Origin of the sequence: Putridiphycobacter roseus (assembly GCF_003234935.1) — a bacterium.
Lineage (GTDB): Bacteria > Bacteroidota > Bacteroidia > Flavobacteriales_D > Crocinitomicaceae > Putridiphycobacter > Putridiphycobacter roseus.
Window position 1 is genome coordinate 798,841 of sequence record NZ_QKSB01000001.1, and the last position, 15,364, is coordinate 814,204.

Annotated in this window: 15 protein-coding genes; 10 read left to right on the forward strand and 5 right to left on the reverse strand. The window is 35.5% G+C overall.

Features of this window, described 5'->3' with window-relative positions; translation table 11 throughout:
• Positions 1-51 precede the first annotated feature (51 nt).
• Entirely contained in the window at positions 52-2,466 is a 2,415-nt protein-coding gene (locus DNU06_RS03355) for an alpha-ketoacid dehydrogenase subunit alpha/beta (protein WP_111061782.1), read from the forward strand.
• Between the two features lie 167 nt (positions 2,467-2,633).
• Here the strand turns inward: DNU06_RS03355 and DNU06_RS03360 are convergent, their stop codons facing one another.
• From DNU06_RS03360 to DNU06_RS03380, 5 genes are all read right to left on the reverse strand, one after another.
• The gene (locus DNU06_RS03360; protein ID WP_111061783.1) at positions 2,634-3,575 is read right to left on the reverse strand and encodes a tryptophan 2,3-dioxygenase family protein; all 942 of its coding nucleotides are present in this window, start codon (positions 3,573-3,575) and stop codon (positions 2,634-2,636) included.
• Between the two features lie 347 nt (positions 3,576-3,922).
• The gene (locus DNU06_RS03365) at positions 3,923-5,281 is read right to left on the reverse strand and encodes an FAD-dependent oxidoreductase (protein ID WP_111061784.1); all 1,359 of its coding nucleotides are present in this window, start codon (positions 5,279-5,281) and stop codon (positions 3,923-3,925) included.
• 3 nt (positions 5,282-5,284) lie between these two features.
• Positions 5,285-5,806, reverse strand: a complete 522-nt coding sequence (locus DNU06_RS03370) for a 3-hydroxyanthranilate 3,4-dioxygenase (protein ID WP_199398975.1) — start codon at positions 5,804-5,806, stop codon at positions 5,285-5,287.
• 81 nt (positions 5,807-5,887) lie between these two features.
• Positions 5,888-7,045 carry a 4-hydroxyphenylpyruvate dioxygenase gene (gene hppD / locus DNU06_RS03375; protein WP_111061891.1) on the reverse strand — a complete coding sequence of 386 codons (1,158 nt, stop codon included), beginning with the start codon at positions 7,043-7,045 and terminating at the stop codon, positions 5,888-5,890.
• A gap of 124 nt (positions 7,046-7,169) precedes the next feature.
• Positions 7,170-8,327 (reverse strand): homogentisate 1,2-dioxygenase, encoded by a 1,158-nt coding sequence (locus tag DNU06_RS03380; protein ID WP_111061785.1) that lies wholly within the window; start codon positions 8,325-8,327, stop codon positions 7,170-7,172.
• A gap of 245 nt (positions 8,328-8,572) precedes the next feature.
• Here DNU06_RS03380 and DNU06_RS03385 point away from each other — a divergent pair, with 245 nt between their 5' ends.
• The 9 genes from DNU06_RS03385 to DNU06_RS03420 all read left to right on the forward strand — a co-directional run bounded on the left by DNU06_RS03385 (position 8,573) and on the right by DNU06_RS03420 (position 15,364).
• Complete coding sequence (locus DNU06_RS03385) at positions 8,573-9,511, forward strand: NAD-dependent epimerase/dehydratase family protein (RefSeq protein WP_111061786.1); 939 nt, start codon at positions 8,573-8,575, stop codon at positions 9,509-9,511.
• 100 nt (positions 9,512-9,611) lie between these two features.
• A complete protein-coding gene (locus DNU06_RS03390; RefSeq protein ID WP_111061787.1) occupies positions 9,612-10,487 on the forward strand; it encodes a toxin-antitoxin system YwqK family antitoxin in 876 nt (291 codons plus the stop codon).
• Between the two features lie 78 nt (positions 10,488-10,565).
• Positions 10,566-12,026 (forward strand): cysteine--tRNA ligase, encoded by a 1,461-nt coding sequence (gene cysS, locus DNU06_RS03395; protein WP_111061788.1) that lies wholly within the window; start codon positions 10,566-10,568, stop codon positions 12,024-12,026.
• Between the two features lie 33 nt (positions 12,027-12,059).
• Positions 12,060-12,752, forward strand: coding sequence for an inorganic pyrophosphatase (locus tag DNU06_RS03400; protein ID WP_199398976.1), 693 nt, complete (start codon positions 12,060-12,062; stop codon positions 12,750-12,752).
• A gap of 121 nt (positions 12,753-12,873) precedes the next feature.
• Positions 12,874-13,530 (forward strand): hypothetical protein, encoded by a 657-nt coding sequence (locus DNU06_RS03405; protein WP_233502935.1) that lies wholly within the window; start codon positions 12,874-12,876, stop codon positions 13,528-13,530.
• Between the two features lie 47 nt (positions 13,531-13,577).
• Complete coding sequence (locus DNU06_RS18010) at positions 13,578-13,835, forward strand: YHYH protein (protein WP_233502936.1); 258 nt, start codon at positions 13,578-13,580, stop codon at positions 13,833-13,835.
• A 113-nt stretch (positions 13,836-13,948) separates the two neighbouring features.
• Entirely contained in the window at positions 13,949-14,149 is a 201-nt protein-coding gene (locus tag DNU06_RS03410) for an EF-hand domain-containing protein (protein WP_379659540.1), read from the forward strand.
• Positions 14,150-14,202: 53 nt separating this feature from the next.
• Positions 14,203-14,760: a hypothetical protein gene (locus DNU06_RS03415; protein WP_111061791.1), complete on the forward strand. Its 558-nt coding sequence runs from the start codon at positions 14,203-14,205 to the stop codon at positions 14,758-14,760.
• Between the two features lie 40 nt (positions 14,761-14,800).
• A complete protein-coding gene (locus DNU06_RS03420) occupies positions 14,801-15,364 on the forward strand; it encodes a hypothetical protein (protein ID WP_111061792.1) in 564 nt (187 codons plus the stop codon).

The following is a 15,364-nucleotide window of genomic DNA, read 5'->3' on the forward strand; positions in this document are numbered from 1 at the left end:
TGAAAAATTCCCAAAATTGCCTACTTTTGCAATTCATTCAAATCAAAAGATATGGGAACTAAAAATGATTCAGTTTTAGCAGATGTAAATACTAAGTTTAAAACCGAAGTATTAGCAGATTATAGACTTGCTAGGATTTCACGAGAAACCTCTTTGTTGGGGAGACGTGAGGTGCTTTCGGGAAAGGCTAAATTTGGTATTTTTGGTGACGGTAAAGAAGTGGCGCAATTGGCCATGGCAAAGCAATTTAAAAATGGTGATTTCCGTTCGGGTTATTACCGCGACCAGACTTTTATGATGGCGATTGGTGCTTTGACCGTGAAAGAATATTTTGCGGCCTTGTATGCCCATACAGATGTGACAAAAGAACCTGCTTCTGGTGGACGTCAAATGGGCGGACACTATGCAACCCGTTCTTTGAATGAAGATGGTACATGGAAAAACCTGATGGAACAAAAAAATAGTTCTGCAGATATTTCACCAACAGCTGGTCAAATGCCACGTTTAGTTGGTTTGGCTTTGGCTTCAAAAATGTACCGTCAAAATGATGCCTTACACCACATGACTAATTTTACGGACAAGGGTAACGAAGTTGCTTTTGGTACTATTGGTGATGCCAGTACTTCTGAAGGACCATTTTGGGAATCAGTAAATGCTGCAGGTGTATTGCAAATTCCTTTCGCCATTTCAATTTGGGATGATGGATATGGAATTTCTGTTTCCAGAAAATATCAAACGACTAAAAATAGTATTTCAGACGCCTTGTCTGGTATGCAACGTTCAAAAGAAGTTCCAGGATATGAAATCTTTAAAGTGAAGGGTTGGGATTACCCTGCATTAGTGGAAACTTATGAAAAAGCAATTAAATTATGTCGTGAAGAACATGTACCAGTAATGATTCATGTGATTGAAGTAAACCAACCACAAGGTCACTCTACTTCTGGATCACACGAACGTTATAAGTCGGAAGAACGATTGCAATGGGAAAAAGATTTTGATTGTATTGATAAATTTAAAGCATTTATTTTAGATGCAGAAATTGCCAATGCAACAGAATTAGAGGAGATTGAAAAAGCAGCAAAAAAACAAGTTTCTGCTGAAAAAAGAGAGGCTTGGACTGAATTCTTAAATGAGTTAACCACAGATTTAAATATTGCTTTACCTTGGTTAGAAACCATAGTAGCAGAAAGTGCAAATGGTGTTTTTGCACAAAAAACCTTAGATGCTTTAAAAGCGGAAATGAACCCGATTAGAAAGGATATTATTGCGGCATCTAAAAAGATTTTACGCTTAACCGCTGGAGAAGATTCAACGGCTAAAACGGAACTGAAAGATTGGTTAAATGCCTTAAAGGAAATTAACACCGACCGTTATTCTTCTCACTTGTATTCTCAATCTGCGGAATCGCCATTATTGGTGAGCAGAACAGCACCTGAATACCCAGCCGAGCCAGAAATGATTGATGGTCGTTTAATATTAAGAGAAAATTTTGATGTGATGTTTACCAACCGACCAGAAGTATTGACTTTTGGGGAGGATACTGGTAAAATTGGTGGTGTAAACCAATCCATGGAAGGCATGCAAGAAAAGTTTGGTAAACTACGTGTAACAGATACTGGAATTCGTGAGTGTACCATAATTGGACAAGGAATTGGAATGGCTATGCGTGGTTTAAGACCTATTGCTGAAATCCAATATTTAGATTATTTACATTACGCCATTCAATTATTGAGTGACGATTTAGCAACGGTTCAATACAGAACTAAAGGTGGTCAAAAAGCTCCTTTAATCATCAGAACAAGAGGACACCGTTTAGAAGGTGTTTGGCATTCTGGCTCTCCAATGGGGATGATTATTAATGCGATTAGAGGAATTCACGTTTGTGTGCCTAGAAACATGACCAAAGCAGCCGGTTTTTATAATACACTCATCAAATCTGATGATCCAGCATTGGTCATTGAACCATTAAATGGTTACAGATCTAAAGAACCTAAACCAACTAACTTCGGTGTATTTTGCGAACCATTAGGTGTTCCGGAAATCACACAAGAAGGAACGGATGTTACTTTAGTGTCTTATGGTTCTACTTTCAATTTAATTGCTGAAACAGTAAAACAATTGGCTGAAGTAGATATCTCTGTTGAATTAATTGATGCACAAACTTTATTGCCTTTTGATGTCCACCATATGATTGCAAAATCATTGGAGAAGACTAATAAGTTGGTAATTGTGGATGAAGATTGCACCAGTGGAGCAACTGCCTATATGTTAGACCAAATATTGGTGAAACAAAAAGGGTATTACCACTTGGATTCTGAACCAGTAACCATTTCTTCTCACGATCACAGACCTGCATACGGAACAGATGGAGACTACTTCTCAAAACCAAATAACGAAGATGTATTTGAAAAAGTTTACGCCTTGATGAGAGAATCAAATCCTGCGAAGTACCCGGAATTATATTGATTGGGTAGTAAGTAATGAATAGTTAGTATCAAGACTTTTGATTTTGGTTGCCATTGGATTGCTGCTCATTAATGAGTTTATCATTTAGCAAACATCATAGTGGACAAAAAAATGGGCGATCACTTTATGTGACCACCCATTATTAATAGTTTAAAGTATTTTACTTTTTACACTTTCTCATACCCTTCTAAATTGGTCAAACCCCAATTTTCCATCTCCTCAGTCGACCATAATTCAGGGAAGAATATTCTTCTTTGGTATCGTGGGTGCATGTATTTATGCCAATCACTTCCACCAGTTGCAGCCACATTTTTCTTACCGCTATCTAAATATTTCGCAGCAGCATCATAGTGATGCATTACCCATTTAATGTTTACCGTATGGTCGTAATGACGCATGGCATTAATCAATGCCTTATTTTCTTGAAAGTCTTTCGGTAGAGCTTTAAATTTGGTCCATAAATTCACCAAATTATAATCCTTCATCCACTCTATCAATTCAATTTTATACTTGTCTTCAAAATTACTCAACAGTTTATTCTTCTTTCCTGTTTCGTGATTTTTACCCGCAGCTTGCCAATACATATTTTCAAAGGCATGTTCATAAGGCGTATTTCTATCGATTCCCTTTCGAAACCTATAATCAATTAAGTTGATTAACTCTGTAGAGGCGATTTCAATTTTACGGTATTGGGCCGATTGAAACCCACTAGCCGGTGTTAAAGTATCTCTAAACTTCATGTATTGTTCTACTTCCATACCATCCCCCATCACTGTAAATGAATTGGCCAATACATCAAAATAACGACTGACGCGCATTAAGTGCATCTCAAATTTTTCAGGTTTAATATTTTCGGTATGTGAAATTTGTCCCATTTCCCACAAAATCATTTTAAATAATAATTCATTGATTTGATGGTACATGATAAACACCATTTCATCTGGTAATTGCGTACGCTGCGTTTGTAAACCCAATAAGGCATCCACTTGAATAAAATCCCAGTAGGTCATTGGTTCTGCATACAATAACCCTTTCAAATGCACATTGGGGTCCTGACCAATTGCCGTATATTTTTCGTCGATTGCTTTTAATATTTCTTCTCTGGTCATAGTTTAGATTTTAGACCGCTAGGCTGCTAGATACTAGACCACCTTGCTGTTGGATTTTTTTAGATACTAGTTACTAGATCGCGTTGCTCCTAGATGCTAGGCATTTTTGGTTTTTATTTACGATTTTGGTTAATTTGATATCTTCCTTCAATGGTTTCTATTTGAGGAAGAAAGTAGCCAGACGGCTGAAGTTTGGTTTGTTTTGCAAAGCAGAGCAAAGGACTTCAAGCCAAGGGTGGCATTTGTTAATCGATAACCTTAGGACAGTGGAGACTTGACGTTCAAATAATCAGCAACCCCATTTAAGAGATTTACTTTACAATTGATATGTTGCTGATTAACCAACATTAATTTGAGACTAATTTATCTTTAAAAATACGGTGAATTAAGTCATCAACTTTACCTTCCTTCATCAAGGATTCAATATCGTGTTGCTGCATTAAGTCTTTCATGTAAACATCTTGTTCTTGTCCTTTTTTCCATGCTTCAGCATAAGGAATAGAAGAGAACGACACCATAGAATACAAGGCTATATACTTTTCTGGATACAATTCTTGAATTCTATTTTCAAATTTCTTTTGCAATAAAAATTGAGGGTCAGCCACAAAATCCCGCATGACCAAATAATTGTGTTTGGATAATTCTTGTACAGCGTCACCGTTAGGCTTTCTGTCTGCTTGATAGGCTTTGAATATTGCTTCCCAATCATGATCATGCTCCTCCATTAACTTACCCATGGTATGGCAGTCTTCTAAACTAGCATTCATTCCTTGTCCATAAAAAGGTACCGTTGCATGTGCAGCATCTCCCATTAAAGCAGCTTTTCCGGAAGTCCAAGGGTAACAACGCATAATGGCTAAACTCGACAATGGGTGTGTTCCCCATTGCTCAACAACATTGGGACACATTTCGTAAAAATCTGGAAACCTAGTTTCGAAAAAAGCTTCAATTTCTGCCTTAGTATTTATTTTGTCAAAGGCATTTTCATCTCCTTCAAATGGCATAAATAAAGTACAAGTAAATGAACCGTCTTCATTGGCCAAAGCAATTAACATAAAACGACCTCTAGGCCAAATATGTAATGCGTTTTTATCTAATTTATATGAACCGTCTGCGTTTGCGGGTATCAAAAACTCTTTGTACCCATCTTCAACAAATTCTTGACTGTAATTGAATCGATCTAGTTTTTGAAATGCTTTATACCTTAAAGCTGAATATGCGCCATCACAACCAAAGACTAAATCGGACTGATGTTCTGAATGCTCACCAGTTAATTTATTGGTTAAGTATACGATACCTTCCTCTAAATTACCACCAGTACATTGCATATTGTAATTAATAGTTGCACCAAATTCCTTTTCAGCAACATCCATCATTTTTGCATTTAGCCCTCCTCTGGAAACGGAATAGATGGCTTGACCTTCTTGTCCATAGGGCTGCGCAGTTAATTCACCCGTTGCACTATGCATTATTCTTCCAGTCATTGGAATCGCTAATTCATTTACATGGTGGTCGACTCCAACCGCTCTTAAAGCCTCCCAACCTCTGTGTGACAGTGCCAGGTTAATTGATTTTCCTGCTTGTATTTCAGCTAATCTTATATCACTCCTTCTTTCAAAAATTGTAACATTATAGCCAGCTTTCGCTAAGTAAACTGCCCACAAAGAACCTGCTAATCCTGCTCCGACAATGGTTGCTGTCTTCATAATTTATGCTTTTAATGCTGGTTTATCCATAACTGTTCCACAAGCCTTACAAGTCACCAATTCAGGTGTTGCGTAAAAATTATCTAATATTTTAGGTAACTGCGTGACAATGTCTCCTAAATGAAAGCTTTGTTTGTGCAATGGCTCGTTACAGTTTTCACAATACCACATACAATAATCCAACTCATCTGGTTTTCTCAACCTCTCAATAACCAAACCAACCGTATTGGCTGGTCGTTGCGGCGAATGTGGTACCCTGGCTGGCAATAAAAATATTTCACCTTCTTTAATCTCAACGGTTCTAATTTTACCATCTTCCACAATTGGCAAGGTAATGTCACCTTCCACTTGATAGAAAAATTCTTCCCCCTCATTAAAATGAAAATCTTTTCTGGCATTTGGTCCACCAACTACCATAATAATAAACTCAGTGTCCTTATAGACCACTTGATTACCAACAGGTGGTTTTAGTTTATCCCTGTTTTCATCTATCCATTTCTTAAAATTAATTGGTGGTAATATCATGTAATAGTTATTAGTGATGAGTGAATAGTTATTAGTTGAACATTATTCTCATAATTATCAACTAATAACAAAATACTATTTTTATAGTGTTCCTCTTTTTTCTTGTTCTCTTTCAATGGATTCGAAAAGGGCTTTAAAATTACCTGCACCGAAACCTTTGGCTCCCATTCTTTGAATAATTTCAAAAAACAAAGTAGGTCTATCTTCAACTGGTTTAGTAAAAATTTGCAATAAATAACCTTCTTCATCAGCATCTATCATAATCCCAAGTTCCTTCAACTTTTCAATATCTTCTTCCAATTCATGGTTGTGTGCTAATAATCTTCCTGGTACCGCTTTATAATATTCTTCTGGAGGAGTAGATAAAAACTCAATTCCTCTAGCACGCATTTGCGCCACAGTATCTAAAATATCATTTGTCGCCATGGCAATATGTTGCACACCTGCTCCTTCATAAAAATCAAGGTATTCTTCAATTTGAGATTTCTTTATTCCTTCTGCTGGTTCGTTAATTGGAAATTTAATTCTTCCATTCCCGTTACTCATCACCTTACTCATTAATGCAGAATATTCAGTGGTAATTTGCTTGTCATCAAACGACAAAAAATTGACAAATCCCATTACGTCTTCGTACCATTTTACCCATACATCCATTTGATTCCAGCCCACATTTCCTACCATGTGATCGATAAATTTAAGTCCCGTTGGTGTTGGATTGTAATCTGATTCCCATTTCACGTAACCCGGTAAAAACTCTCCAGAATAGTTTTTTCTCTCTACAAACATGTGCACTGTTTCACCGTAAGTATAGATACCCGCTCTAATCACCTCACCATGCTCATCTTTTTCTACCGTTGGCTCCATAAAAGATTTAGCACCACGCTTAGTGGTTTCTTCCCATGATTTTTTGGCATCATCTACCCAAAGTGCAACAATTTTCACACCATCACCGTGTTTCGCAAGGTGCTCATTCATCCATGATTTTGAGTTTAACGGAGTGGTCAACACAATTCTAATTTTGTCTTGTTTTAACACGTAAGAAGCATAGTCTTTACAACCCGTTTCTAATCCTTTATAAGAATGAGATTGGAATCCAAAAGCAGTTTTATAAAAGTGAGCTGCTTGCTTGGCGTTACCCACAATAAATTCTACATAATCTGTTCCTAACAATGGTAAAAAATCTTGTGCGCCTTCAAATATTTTTTCTAATCCGTATTCTACGTTTTTTACTTTACTCATAATAATTTGTTTTTTATTGAAATTACCGACTAAGGCAATCCCAAAATATTTTTTCAAGTGACTTAATCTTTATTGATCAAAACCACATTTATCTATTCTTTTATTTATGGTTATATCCTTAAACTTAGTGCAACCACGATTTATAATAATCTTCAAACTCTAAATCCAAAGCCTGCTTTGTCATTTTTAATGGCTTAAATGTATCCACCATCACAGCCAATTCTCCCGTTTCTTTTTTACCAATACTTCCTTCGTAAGTACCAGGATGTGGCCCATGAGGAATTCCTCCTGGGTGCAATGTAATTTGCCCCTTTTCGATATTATTTCGACTCATAAAGTCGCCATCTACATAATACAACACCTCATCAGAATCTATATTACTGTGATTGTAAGGTGCAGGAATTGCTTCAGGATGATAATCATATAACCTCGGCACAAACGAACAGATCACAAAAGCATCTGTTTCAAAGGTTTGATGAATTGGAGGTGGCAAATGCACACGACCTGTTATTGGTTCAAAGTCGTGAATGGAAAAGGCATACGGAAAATTATAACCATCCCAACCTGCCACATTAAATGGATGATGTTGGTAAGTGTAATCGTATAAAATTCCTTCTTTTTTTATCTTCACTAAAAAATCACCTTCCTCATCATGCGTCTCCAATACTGAAGGTGGTCTAAAATCTCTTTCAGAAAATGGTGCGTGTTCCATCAATTGACCAAAATGATTTCTATACCTTTTTGGCGTGTAAATTGGTCGAAATGACTCCACAATAAACAAGCGATTGGCTTCCGTATCAAAACTAATTTGATAAATCATACCACTTGGCACCACTAAATAGTCGCCGTACCCAAATTTAATGTTACCCAATTGCGTTCTTAATGTTCCGGAACCTTCGTGAATAAAAATCACCTCATCCGCATCTGCATTTTTGTAAAAGTATGCCGTCAATGATTTTTTTGGAGATGCCAATACAATGTGACAATCACTATTGACCAATACTGGCACTCTACTCTCCAAGTAATCGTCAGTTGGTTTCACCTTAAAACCTTCTAAGCTCCTCATTTGCATATCTTTTTCGTATGCAATTTCTGGATTTAAATCCACTGACTTCCCAATTGATTTTACAATAGTTGGTGGTTGTAAATGGTAAAGTAATGAAGCCATGCCATCAAATCCAATGGTTCCAAATAATTGTTCGTGATGGATTTTACCGTTTTTCTGTTTAAAAACAGTATGGCGTTTATGCGGGATGTTTCCCAAAGTATGATATCTAGGCATAATTTTTTTAAGTTGAAATTGAAAAATAACAGGAGCCAATGCTCCACTAAAAAAAAGAGGCTAAATCACTCCGGATTCCTAATAATCAGGAATCTCAAATAGCTTAATAAACCCGACCAATTTGTTTTCATCATGTCTATTCCGGTTGATTAACAAATATAATAAAACTAATTTAATGTAGGAAAGGAAATCATGCATAGAAAATTAAAAATTAAATATATTTTTGCAACATAAATATTTAAGATATGAAAAAAGTATTGGTAATTGGATCAGCTGGTCAAATTGGCACAGAATTAGTCTTAACGTTAAGAGAAAAATTTGGTAATGAAGCTATCATAGCTGCTGACATCAAAGAACCGGCTGCGGTTATTTTAGAGAGCGGTGCTTTTGAAAAACTAGACATCTTAAATAAAGAAGCATTGCTTGCCGTGGTAACCAAACATAAAATTACCGAAATATATCTATTGGCAGCTTTATTATCTGCTACTGCAGAAGCAAATCCTAAGTTTGCATGGCAGCTTAACATGGAAGGCTTATTCAATGTTTTGGATTTAGCCAAGGATAAAATCATTGAAAAAGTATTTTGGCCAAGCTCTATTGCTGTTTTTGGTCCTACAACACCAAAATTAAATACACCCCAAGTTACCACCATGGAACCAACCACTGTTTACGGCATTAGTAAACAGGCAGGAGAAAGATGGTGCGAATATTACCATGACAAATATGGTGTGGATGTGAGATCTATCCGCTACCCAGGTCTTATTTCTTATACTTCTTTACCTGGTGGTGGAACAACAGACTACGCTGTTGATATTTTTTATTCTGCCAAAAAGCAGGAAGACTTTACTTGTTTTTTAAGTGAAGAAACTGCCTTGCCTATGATGTATATGGAAGATGCCATTAGGGCAACAATAGACTTAATGGAAGCACCAGTTGAAAATGTAAAAGTGCGATCAAGCTACAATATTGCAGGACTTACTTTTACACCAGCTGAAATCTTTGAAGCAATTAAAGCCCATGTCCCTAACTTCAAAATTAACTACCAACCAGATTTTAGACAAGACATAGCAAACTCATGGCCAAGTAGTATTGATGATAGGGTAGCAAAAGCTGACTGGGGATGGGATTCAAAATATGATTTAGAAAAAATGACCCAAGTAATGCTAGATAATATTAGCGTTTGATAGAAATTTAACGCTATCCTATTTAATTGTTGTTTTATCGGGAAAATAAACTTGCTTTTAAGTTTTTTTCGTAATTTTATAAGGCATATTTGTGAGCATTATGAAAAATTTTTTACTGAGTAGCTTGATCATTGTTTCGCTATTTTCTTTATTCGCCACTTCTCCAAATCTACGTATTAACAGCATTAAACAGACTGATGTTGAAATTAATAAAAAAGATGACAAAGGAAGAAAACAAGGTCCTTGGGTAATTCTAGGAAAAGATAGACCTGAGCAAGGGTTTCCTGAGAATGGTAAAATTGAAGAAGGCGTTTATGTAGATAACCGAAAAAATGGTTTCTGGACAAAATACTTTAAGGATGGTAAAACACCACGAATTATTGGTGAATTTATTGATGGTAGACCAAAAGGTCAATACACAAAAATGTATTCAAATGGTATTGTAAAAGAAGAAGGAACCTTTAAAGATGGCCATCAAGAAGGATCTTTTAAAACTTATTACGAAAATGGTAATGTTGCGCAAGAAAAAAATTTCAACATCAATGGTTTGGAAGAAGGACCACAAACTTACTATCACCCAAATGGTCAGGTAGAATTTGAGTTTAACAAAAAACAAGGCATTACTAAAGGTACAGCAACCAGATACTCAGAAGATGGACAAGTAGTGGAAATCATTCAATACAATGAAAAAGGAGAAGTAGCCACTAGGGAAGTAAAAGAAATAAAAACCAAGCCTATTAAAGTTGAAGAAGGAACTGGAGGACCAAGCGGTTCAAGTGGGAACATGAGAGGTAAAACTTTTGAACGTGACGGCTACAATAAAGTGTACAACGAAAACGAAGAACTTTGGTTAGACGGGAAGTTTAAAAATGCCAAACTTTGGGACGGGAAGTTATATAAATATGATGCGGATGGCATTCTACTAAAAATTGAAGTTTGGAAAAATGGAAAATACCATTCTGATGGACAACTTTAATTAATTATAAAGATTTATCAAAAAAACGTCTGCCTTTGGCAGGCGTTTTTTTATTTTTGACAAGTCAAAATATTTGAAATGGAAAAGCAATTGAAAATTTTTAACACTTTAACCAGTGAAAAGGTTCTTTTTGAACCTATTAATAAAAATTTTGTAGGAATGTATGTATGTGGGCCAACTGTTTATTCAGATGTGCACTTAGGTAATTGCCGAACCTTTATTTCTTTCGACATGATTTATCGTTCCCTACAATTCTTAGGTTATAAGGTAAGGTATGTTAGAAACATTACGGATGCCGGTCATTTAGAAAATGATGCAGATGAAGGAGAAGACAAAATCGCTAAAAAAGCAAGATTAGAGCAATTAGAACCCATGGAAATTGTGCAGAAATACACTGTAGATTTTCATGAAATACTAAAAGCGTTTAATAATCTCCCACCTACCATTGAACCAACTGCTACTGGTCACATCATTGAACAAATAGAATTGATTCAAACTATTATTGACAACGGCTTTGGTTACGAAAGTAATGGGAGCGTTTATTTTGATATTGAGAAATACAATAAAACAGAAAATTACGGGGAGCTTTCTGGTAGAAAAATTGAAGATTTAATTGCTGGTTCTAGAGATTTAGATGGGCAATCTGAAAAAAGAAATCCACTAGACTTTGCTTTATGGAAAAAAGCATCCCCTATGCACATTATGCGTTGGCCTTCACCATGGAGTGACGGTTTTCCAGGTTGGCACTTAGAATGTACGGCCATGTCGACTAAATATTTAGGAAAACAATTTGATATACATGGTGGTGGAATGGATTTAAAATTTCCTCACCACGAATGTGAAGTTGCACAAGGCAATGCCGCTAATGGTAAAAAACCAGTAAAATATTGGTTACATGCCAACATGCTAACTTTAAACGGTAAAAAAATGAGTAAGTCCACTGGAAATACACTGCTTCCAAGGGAATTATTTTCAGGCGATAACAATTTATTAGAAAAAGCATACCACCCAATGGTCGTTCGGTTTTTTATGATGCAAGCACATTATAGAAGTGTATTAGATTTTTCTTCCGACGCATTAAATGCTGCAGAGAAAGGCTTTGCAAAACTAAACAACGGACTGGAAACATTAGGTAAACTGGTACCATCAATAAAAAGTAGCGAGGACGTAGATGCTATGATTGCTTCATTTTACACTGCAATTTTAGACGATTTTAATACCCCTATATTGATTGCTAATTTATTTGATGCAGTTAAATTCATCAACTCTGTCAATGATAAAAATGCCACAATAACAGCCGAAGATCAAACCAAACTTTTAGCCGCCATGAATGATTTTATCAGACAAGTGATGGGGATTAAAAATCAAAGTATAGCAGAAACAGGAAAACTTAGCGCCGTGATGGATGTTATCTTAGAAATTAGAAAAAACGCCCGTGCCAATAAAGACTTTGCTACCTCAGACCTTATCCGAGATAAAATGTTGGCAGCAGGAATTACCATAAAAGATAGTAGAGAAGGAACTAGCTGGGAAGGATAATAAAAAAATAATTACTTTTGAAAAAAAAATATAATGACAAAACTAAATAAGCTGATCCAACTTTTTGAACAAAAATTTGTTGCACACCCGTGGCATGGTGTAACTTTAGGCGAAAATGCCCCAAACGAAGTAAAAGCATATATAGAAATAAATCCAACAGATCAAATTAAATACGAAATTGATAAACCTAGTGGACATATTTTTATTGATAGACCTCAAAAGTATTCTAATATCGTTCCAGCATTATATGGTTTTTTGCCACAAACATACTGCGATACTCTAGTAGCTGACTATTGCATGGAAAAATCAGGTAAAACTGGTATAGTAGGTGATGCAGATCCTTTGGATATTATTGTAATATCTGAAAGAAACATTGATAGAGGAGATATTTTGGTAAACTGTATTCCAGTAGGTGGATTTAGAATGATTGATGGTGGTGAAGCAGATGATAAAATCATTGCTGTTTTAAAAGATGATCAAGCTTATGGAAAAATGAAGAATATTGATGAAATCCCTAGTTTAGTACTGGACCGAATCAAGCATTTCTTTTTAACATATAAATCTAATCCAAATGCGGATGGTTCGGATAAAAAAGTGGAAATCACTGATACCTATGGCAAAGAAGAAGCGCTAAAAGTAATCAACCTATCTCACCAAGATTATTTAAATAAATACGGCAACGTAAACACTGATTTTGCAGACACATTAAAAGCATTGTTAGGCTAAGCCCTACTTAAATATCATTTATTAAAAAGTACTTAAGAATATCTTAAGTACTTTTTTTTTGTCGTAGCGAAGGAAATTAGAAAAACATAGGTCTAATTTAAAAGTTGACTAAATAAATACTATGCGACAATTAAGAAAATGTATTATACCTACACTTTTATTTTTCACGATTATTTCTTGTAATAAGGACAAGACGGATGATTATGCGGTAATTGTGGAAGTAAAAGCTGCAAACTTTTTAGCCAATGGTGATACATTCACCATCACTACAGAAGAAAAAACACTCTCGAATGGCAATACAGCCGAGTGTTATAAAATAGTAACCAATGGCGTACCCTCAGATCATGAAATGGGTCCATGGTGTCCCGATAATATTACGGATGGTGCAGAAGCCGGTGGAATATGGTTAGAAAACGGAGAAGTATATGATGTCGACGGGGCATTTATTGAAAACTTAGCTACCTTTTATAACGACAATAAATGGTTAATGTATGATGGTAGCGGTAACATTTACAAAACGGAAACAGAAGATGATTGTGCCAATGCTGCCAATCCAGATGTTGGTGTGGAATATGAAAATTTTTGTGTGGAATGTTTACCATCCTATGTGACCAGTATAAGTAATACCTACTATATTCCAGTAACCCCGCAAAAAGCTGAAGAACCGATCTCCTTTGGTGGTTTTGGACCTCCAGGTGTATCTAGTGCGCCTTCTCAAAGAGGCATAGCTTTTAACGGGGAATATTTGATGCACCCGCACCGACAGATGCCATTTTAGGAGCGTATACACTTGCCCCTTTTGATGATGCAGGTGGACATATCAATTTGGCTGCTGGTTACCATTATCATGCCGCCAATGGCGTAAGTCAAACCATCACCCAAACCGACGGACATGCGGCAATGATTGGTTATGCCATGGATGGCTATGCCATATTCGAAAGATTAGATGAGCAGGGCAATGCGCCAAGTGACTTAGACGAATGCCTGGGCCATTACGACGAAACTAGAGGATATCATTATCATGCAGATGCTGCAGGAAATAACAACTTTATCAATTGCCTAAATGGCGCTTACGTAGAATAAATTATAATATATGAAAATAGAAAAAAAATGGTTGGTGTTGCAATGATTGCACTACTTACAGCTTGTGGAAATCAAAAAAGTACCGCTAGTACAGACAAGAAGGACCACCCAGTATAGAAGAGGTTTTTAAAATGGATATAAACCGTGATGGAAAATTGTCAAAACTTGAAGTAACTGGTCCACTTTTAGAAGATTTTGATAAATTCGATTTAAACAAAGATGGCTTTATCACAAAAGAAGAATTGGGAGAAGAACCTAAACCGAAGGGAGAAAGACCAGAAAGAGGAAGCGGTGAAAGACCACCTAGAAGGTGATAAACAGTATTAAATTAACTTGGGGAATCTGCTTGTTGCTTTGCTTAAATACTATGCAAGTAAAAGCGCATTCCCCAAATATTTCTTCTACCATTATTGCCCAACAAGAAGACCAAAAATGGATTTTACAAATAGTAACTTCAATGCGTGCTTTTCAAACTATATTTAAAAATAATTTGGGCGAAAATGCTTATTCTTCTATAGAGGAATTTAAAAAATTAGTGCTTTCCCACCTAAAAAATAATATTAAGATAGTTTGTGACGACCAAAAAGTGATTAATATATCTAATGGTAAAATTAGTTTAGGGCATGAAATGAAGGTTGCATATCCATTAATAAATATGCCAAACGATTTCAGGAAAATTCAAGTATCCAACAAAAGTTTTACCCAATTCCACAACAGTAAAAGCACCCTTATTATCTTGAAAAATGGTGTAATATCAAAACCTTTAGAATTAAATAAAAATAATGATTTTCAATTAAACCTTAAAATTAAAAACAACAAACTAATGGTAAACGAATCCAATAGTATACTGTGGTTAATTTTTGCATTTTTTTGCGTAATTCTTATCGTATTGATTACAAATTATTTTTATTACAGAAGGAAATAATAAAATACCTAAATAAATTTATCGATATTAGACTAAATTTATGATAAGAATATTATTCCTTTTTATACTATTTAATGCCTTTGGCCTATGGGGACAATCAAACAAGGCCTACTTTGGAAAACGATTTGAAGTGGGTACCTCACTCACTTACTTTTCTGATAATGGCGATCAATCTGGTATTTATAAATACCAAGAATTCAGTTGGAACGTGAACGTGAAAATGAGTCTTAGCAAAAGGTTTTCTTTTGGATTACAGGTAATACCTATCCTTACTAAAACATACAAAGGTGGATTATCTAAAAAAGAACCATTTAATTTTTACGGTTTTTTTGTTCAAGGAAATGTGCTTACTGTCCAAAACTTTAATTTCCTTTTAGAAACTTCTTTCAACCAATCGAATATGTTGCAAAATATTTTGGGTGAACCAAAAACTGAGGAAGGAATTTATTATTGGGGATTTGGTGGAAGTGCAGAACTTTACAGCAAAAAAAGATGGGGATTTGAAATTGGGTTTTATAATTATCAAATCTTAAACAAAATTGAATATAAGTCAAACTACACCCAATATATTCTTGGAGTAAATTATCGCATTGGTAAAATATAA

Excerpts from the sequence above, each read along its gene's own strand:
- DNU06_RS03380 (WP_111061785.1), bottom strand. The coding sequence starts at position 8,327 with ATGCCTAGATATCATACTTTGGGAAACATCCCGCATAAACGCCATACT.
- DNU06_RS03420 (WP_111061792.1), top strand. The coding sequence starts at position 14,801 with ATGATAAGAATATTATTCCTTTTTATACTATTTAATGCCTTTGGCCTA.
- DNU06_RS03405 (WP_233502935.1), top strand. The coding sequence starts at position 12,874 with ATGCGACAATTAAGAAAATGTATTATACCTACACTTTTATTTTTCACG.
- DNU06_RS03390 (WP_111061787.1), top strand. The coding sequence starts at position 9,612 with ATGAAAAATTTTTTACTGAGTAGCTTGATCATTGTTTCGCTATTTTCT.
- hppD (WP_111061891.1), bottom strand. The coding sequence starts at position 7,045 with ATGAGTAAAGTAAAAAACGTAGAATACGGATTAGAAAAAATATTTGAA.
- DNU06_RS03355 (WP_111061782.1), top strand. The coding sequence starts at position 52 with ATGGGAACTAAAAATGATTCAGTTTTAGCAGATGTAAATACTAAGTTT.
- DNU06_RS03370 (WP_199398975.1), bottom strand. The coding sequence starts at position 5,806 with ATGATATTACCACCAATTAATTTTAAGAAATGGATAGATGAAAACAGG.
- DNU06_RS03415 (WP_111061791.1), top strand. The coding sequence starts at position 14,203 with ATGCAAGTAAAAGCGCATTCCCCAAATATTTCTTCTACCATTATTGCC.
- DNU06_RS03360 (WP_111061783.1), bottom strand. The coding sequence starts at position 3,575 with ATGACCAGAGAAGAAATATTAAAAGCAATCGACGAAAAATATACGGCA.
- DNU06_RS03365 (WP_111061784.1), bottom strand. The coding sequence starts at position 5,281 with ATGAAGACAGCAACCATTGTCGGAGCAGGATTAGCAGGTTCTTTGTGG.
- DNU06_RS03385 (WP_111061786.1), top strand. The coding sequence starts at position 8,573 with ATGAAAAAAGTATTGGTAATTGGATCAGCTGGTCAAATTGGCACAGAA.
- cysS (WP_111061788.1), top strand. The coding sequence starts at position 10,566 with ATGGAAAAGCAATTGAAAATTTTTAACACTTTAACCAGTGAAAAGGTT.
- DNU06_RS03400 (WP_199398976.1), top strand. The coding sequence starts at position 12,060 with ATGACAAAACTAAATAAGCTGATCCAACTTTTTGAACAAAAATTTGTT.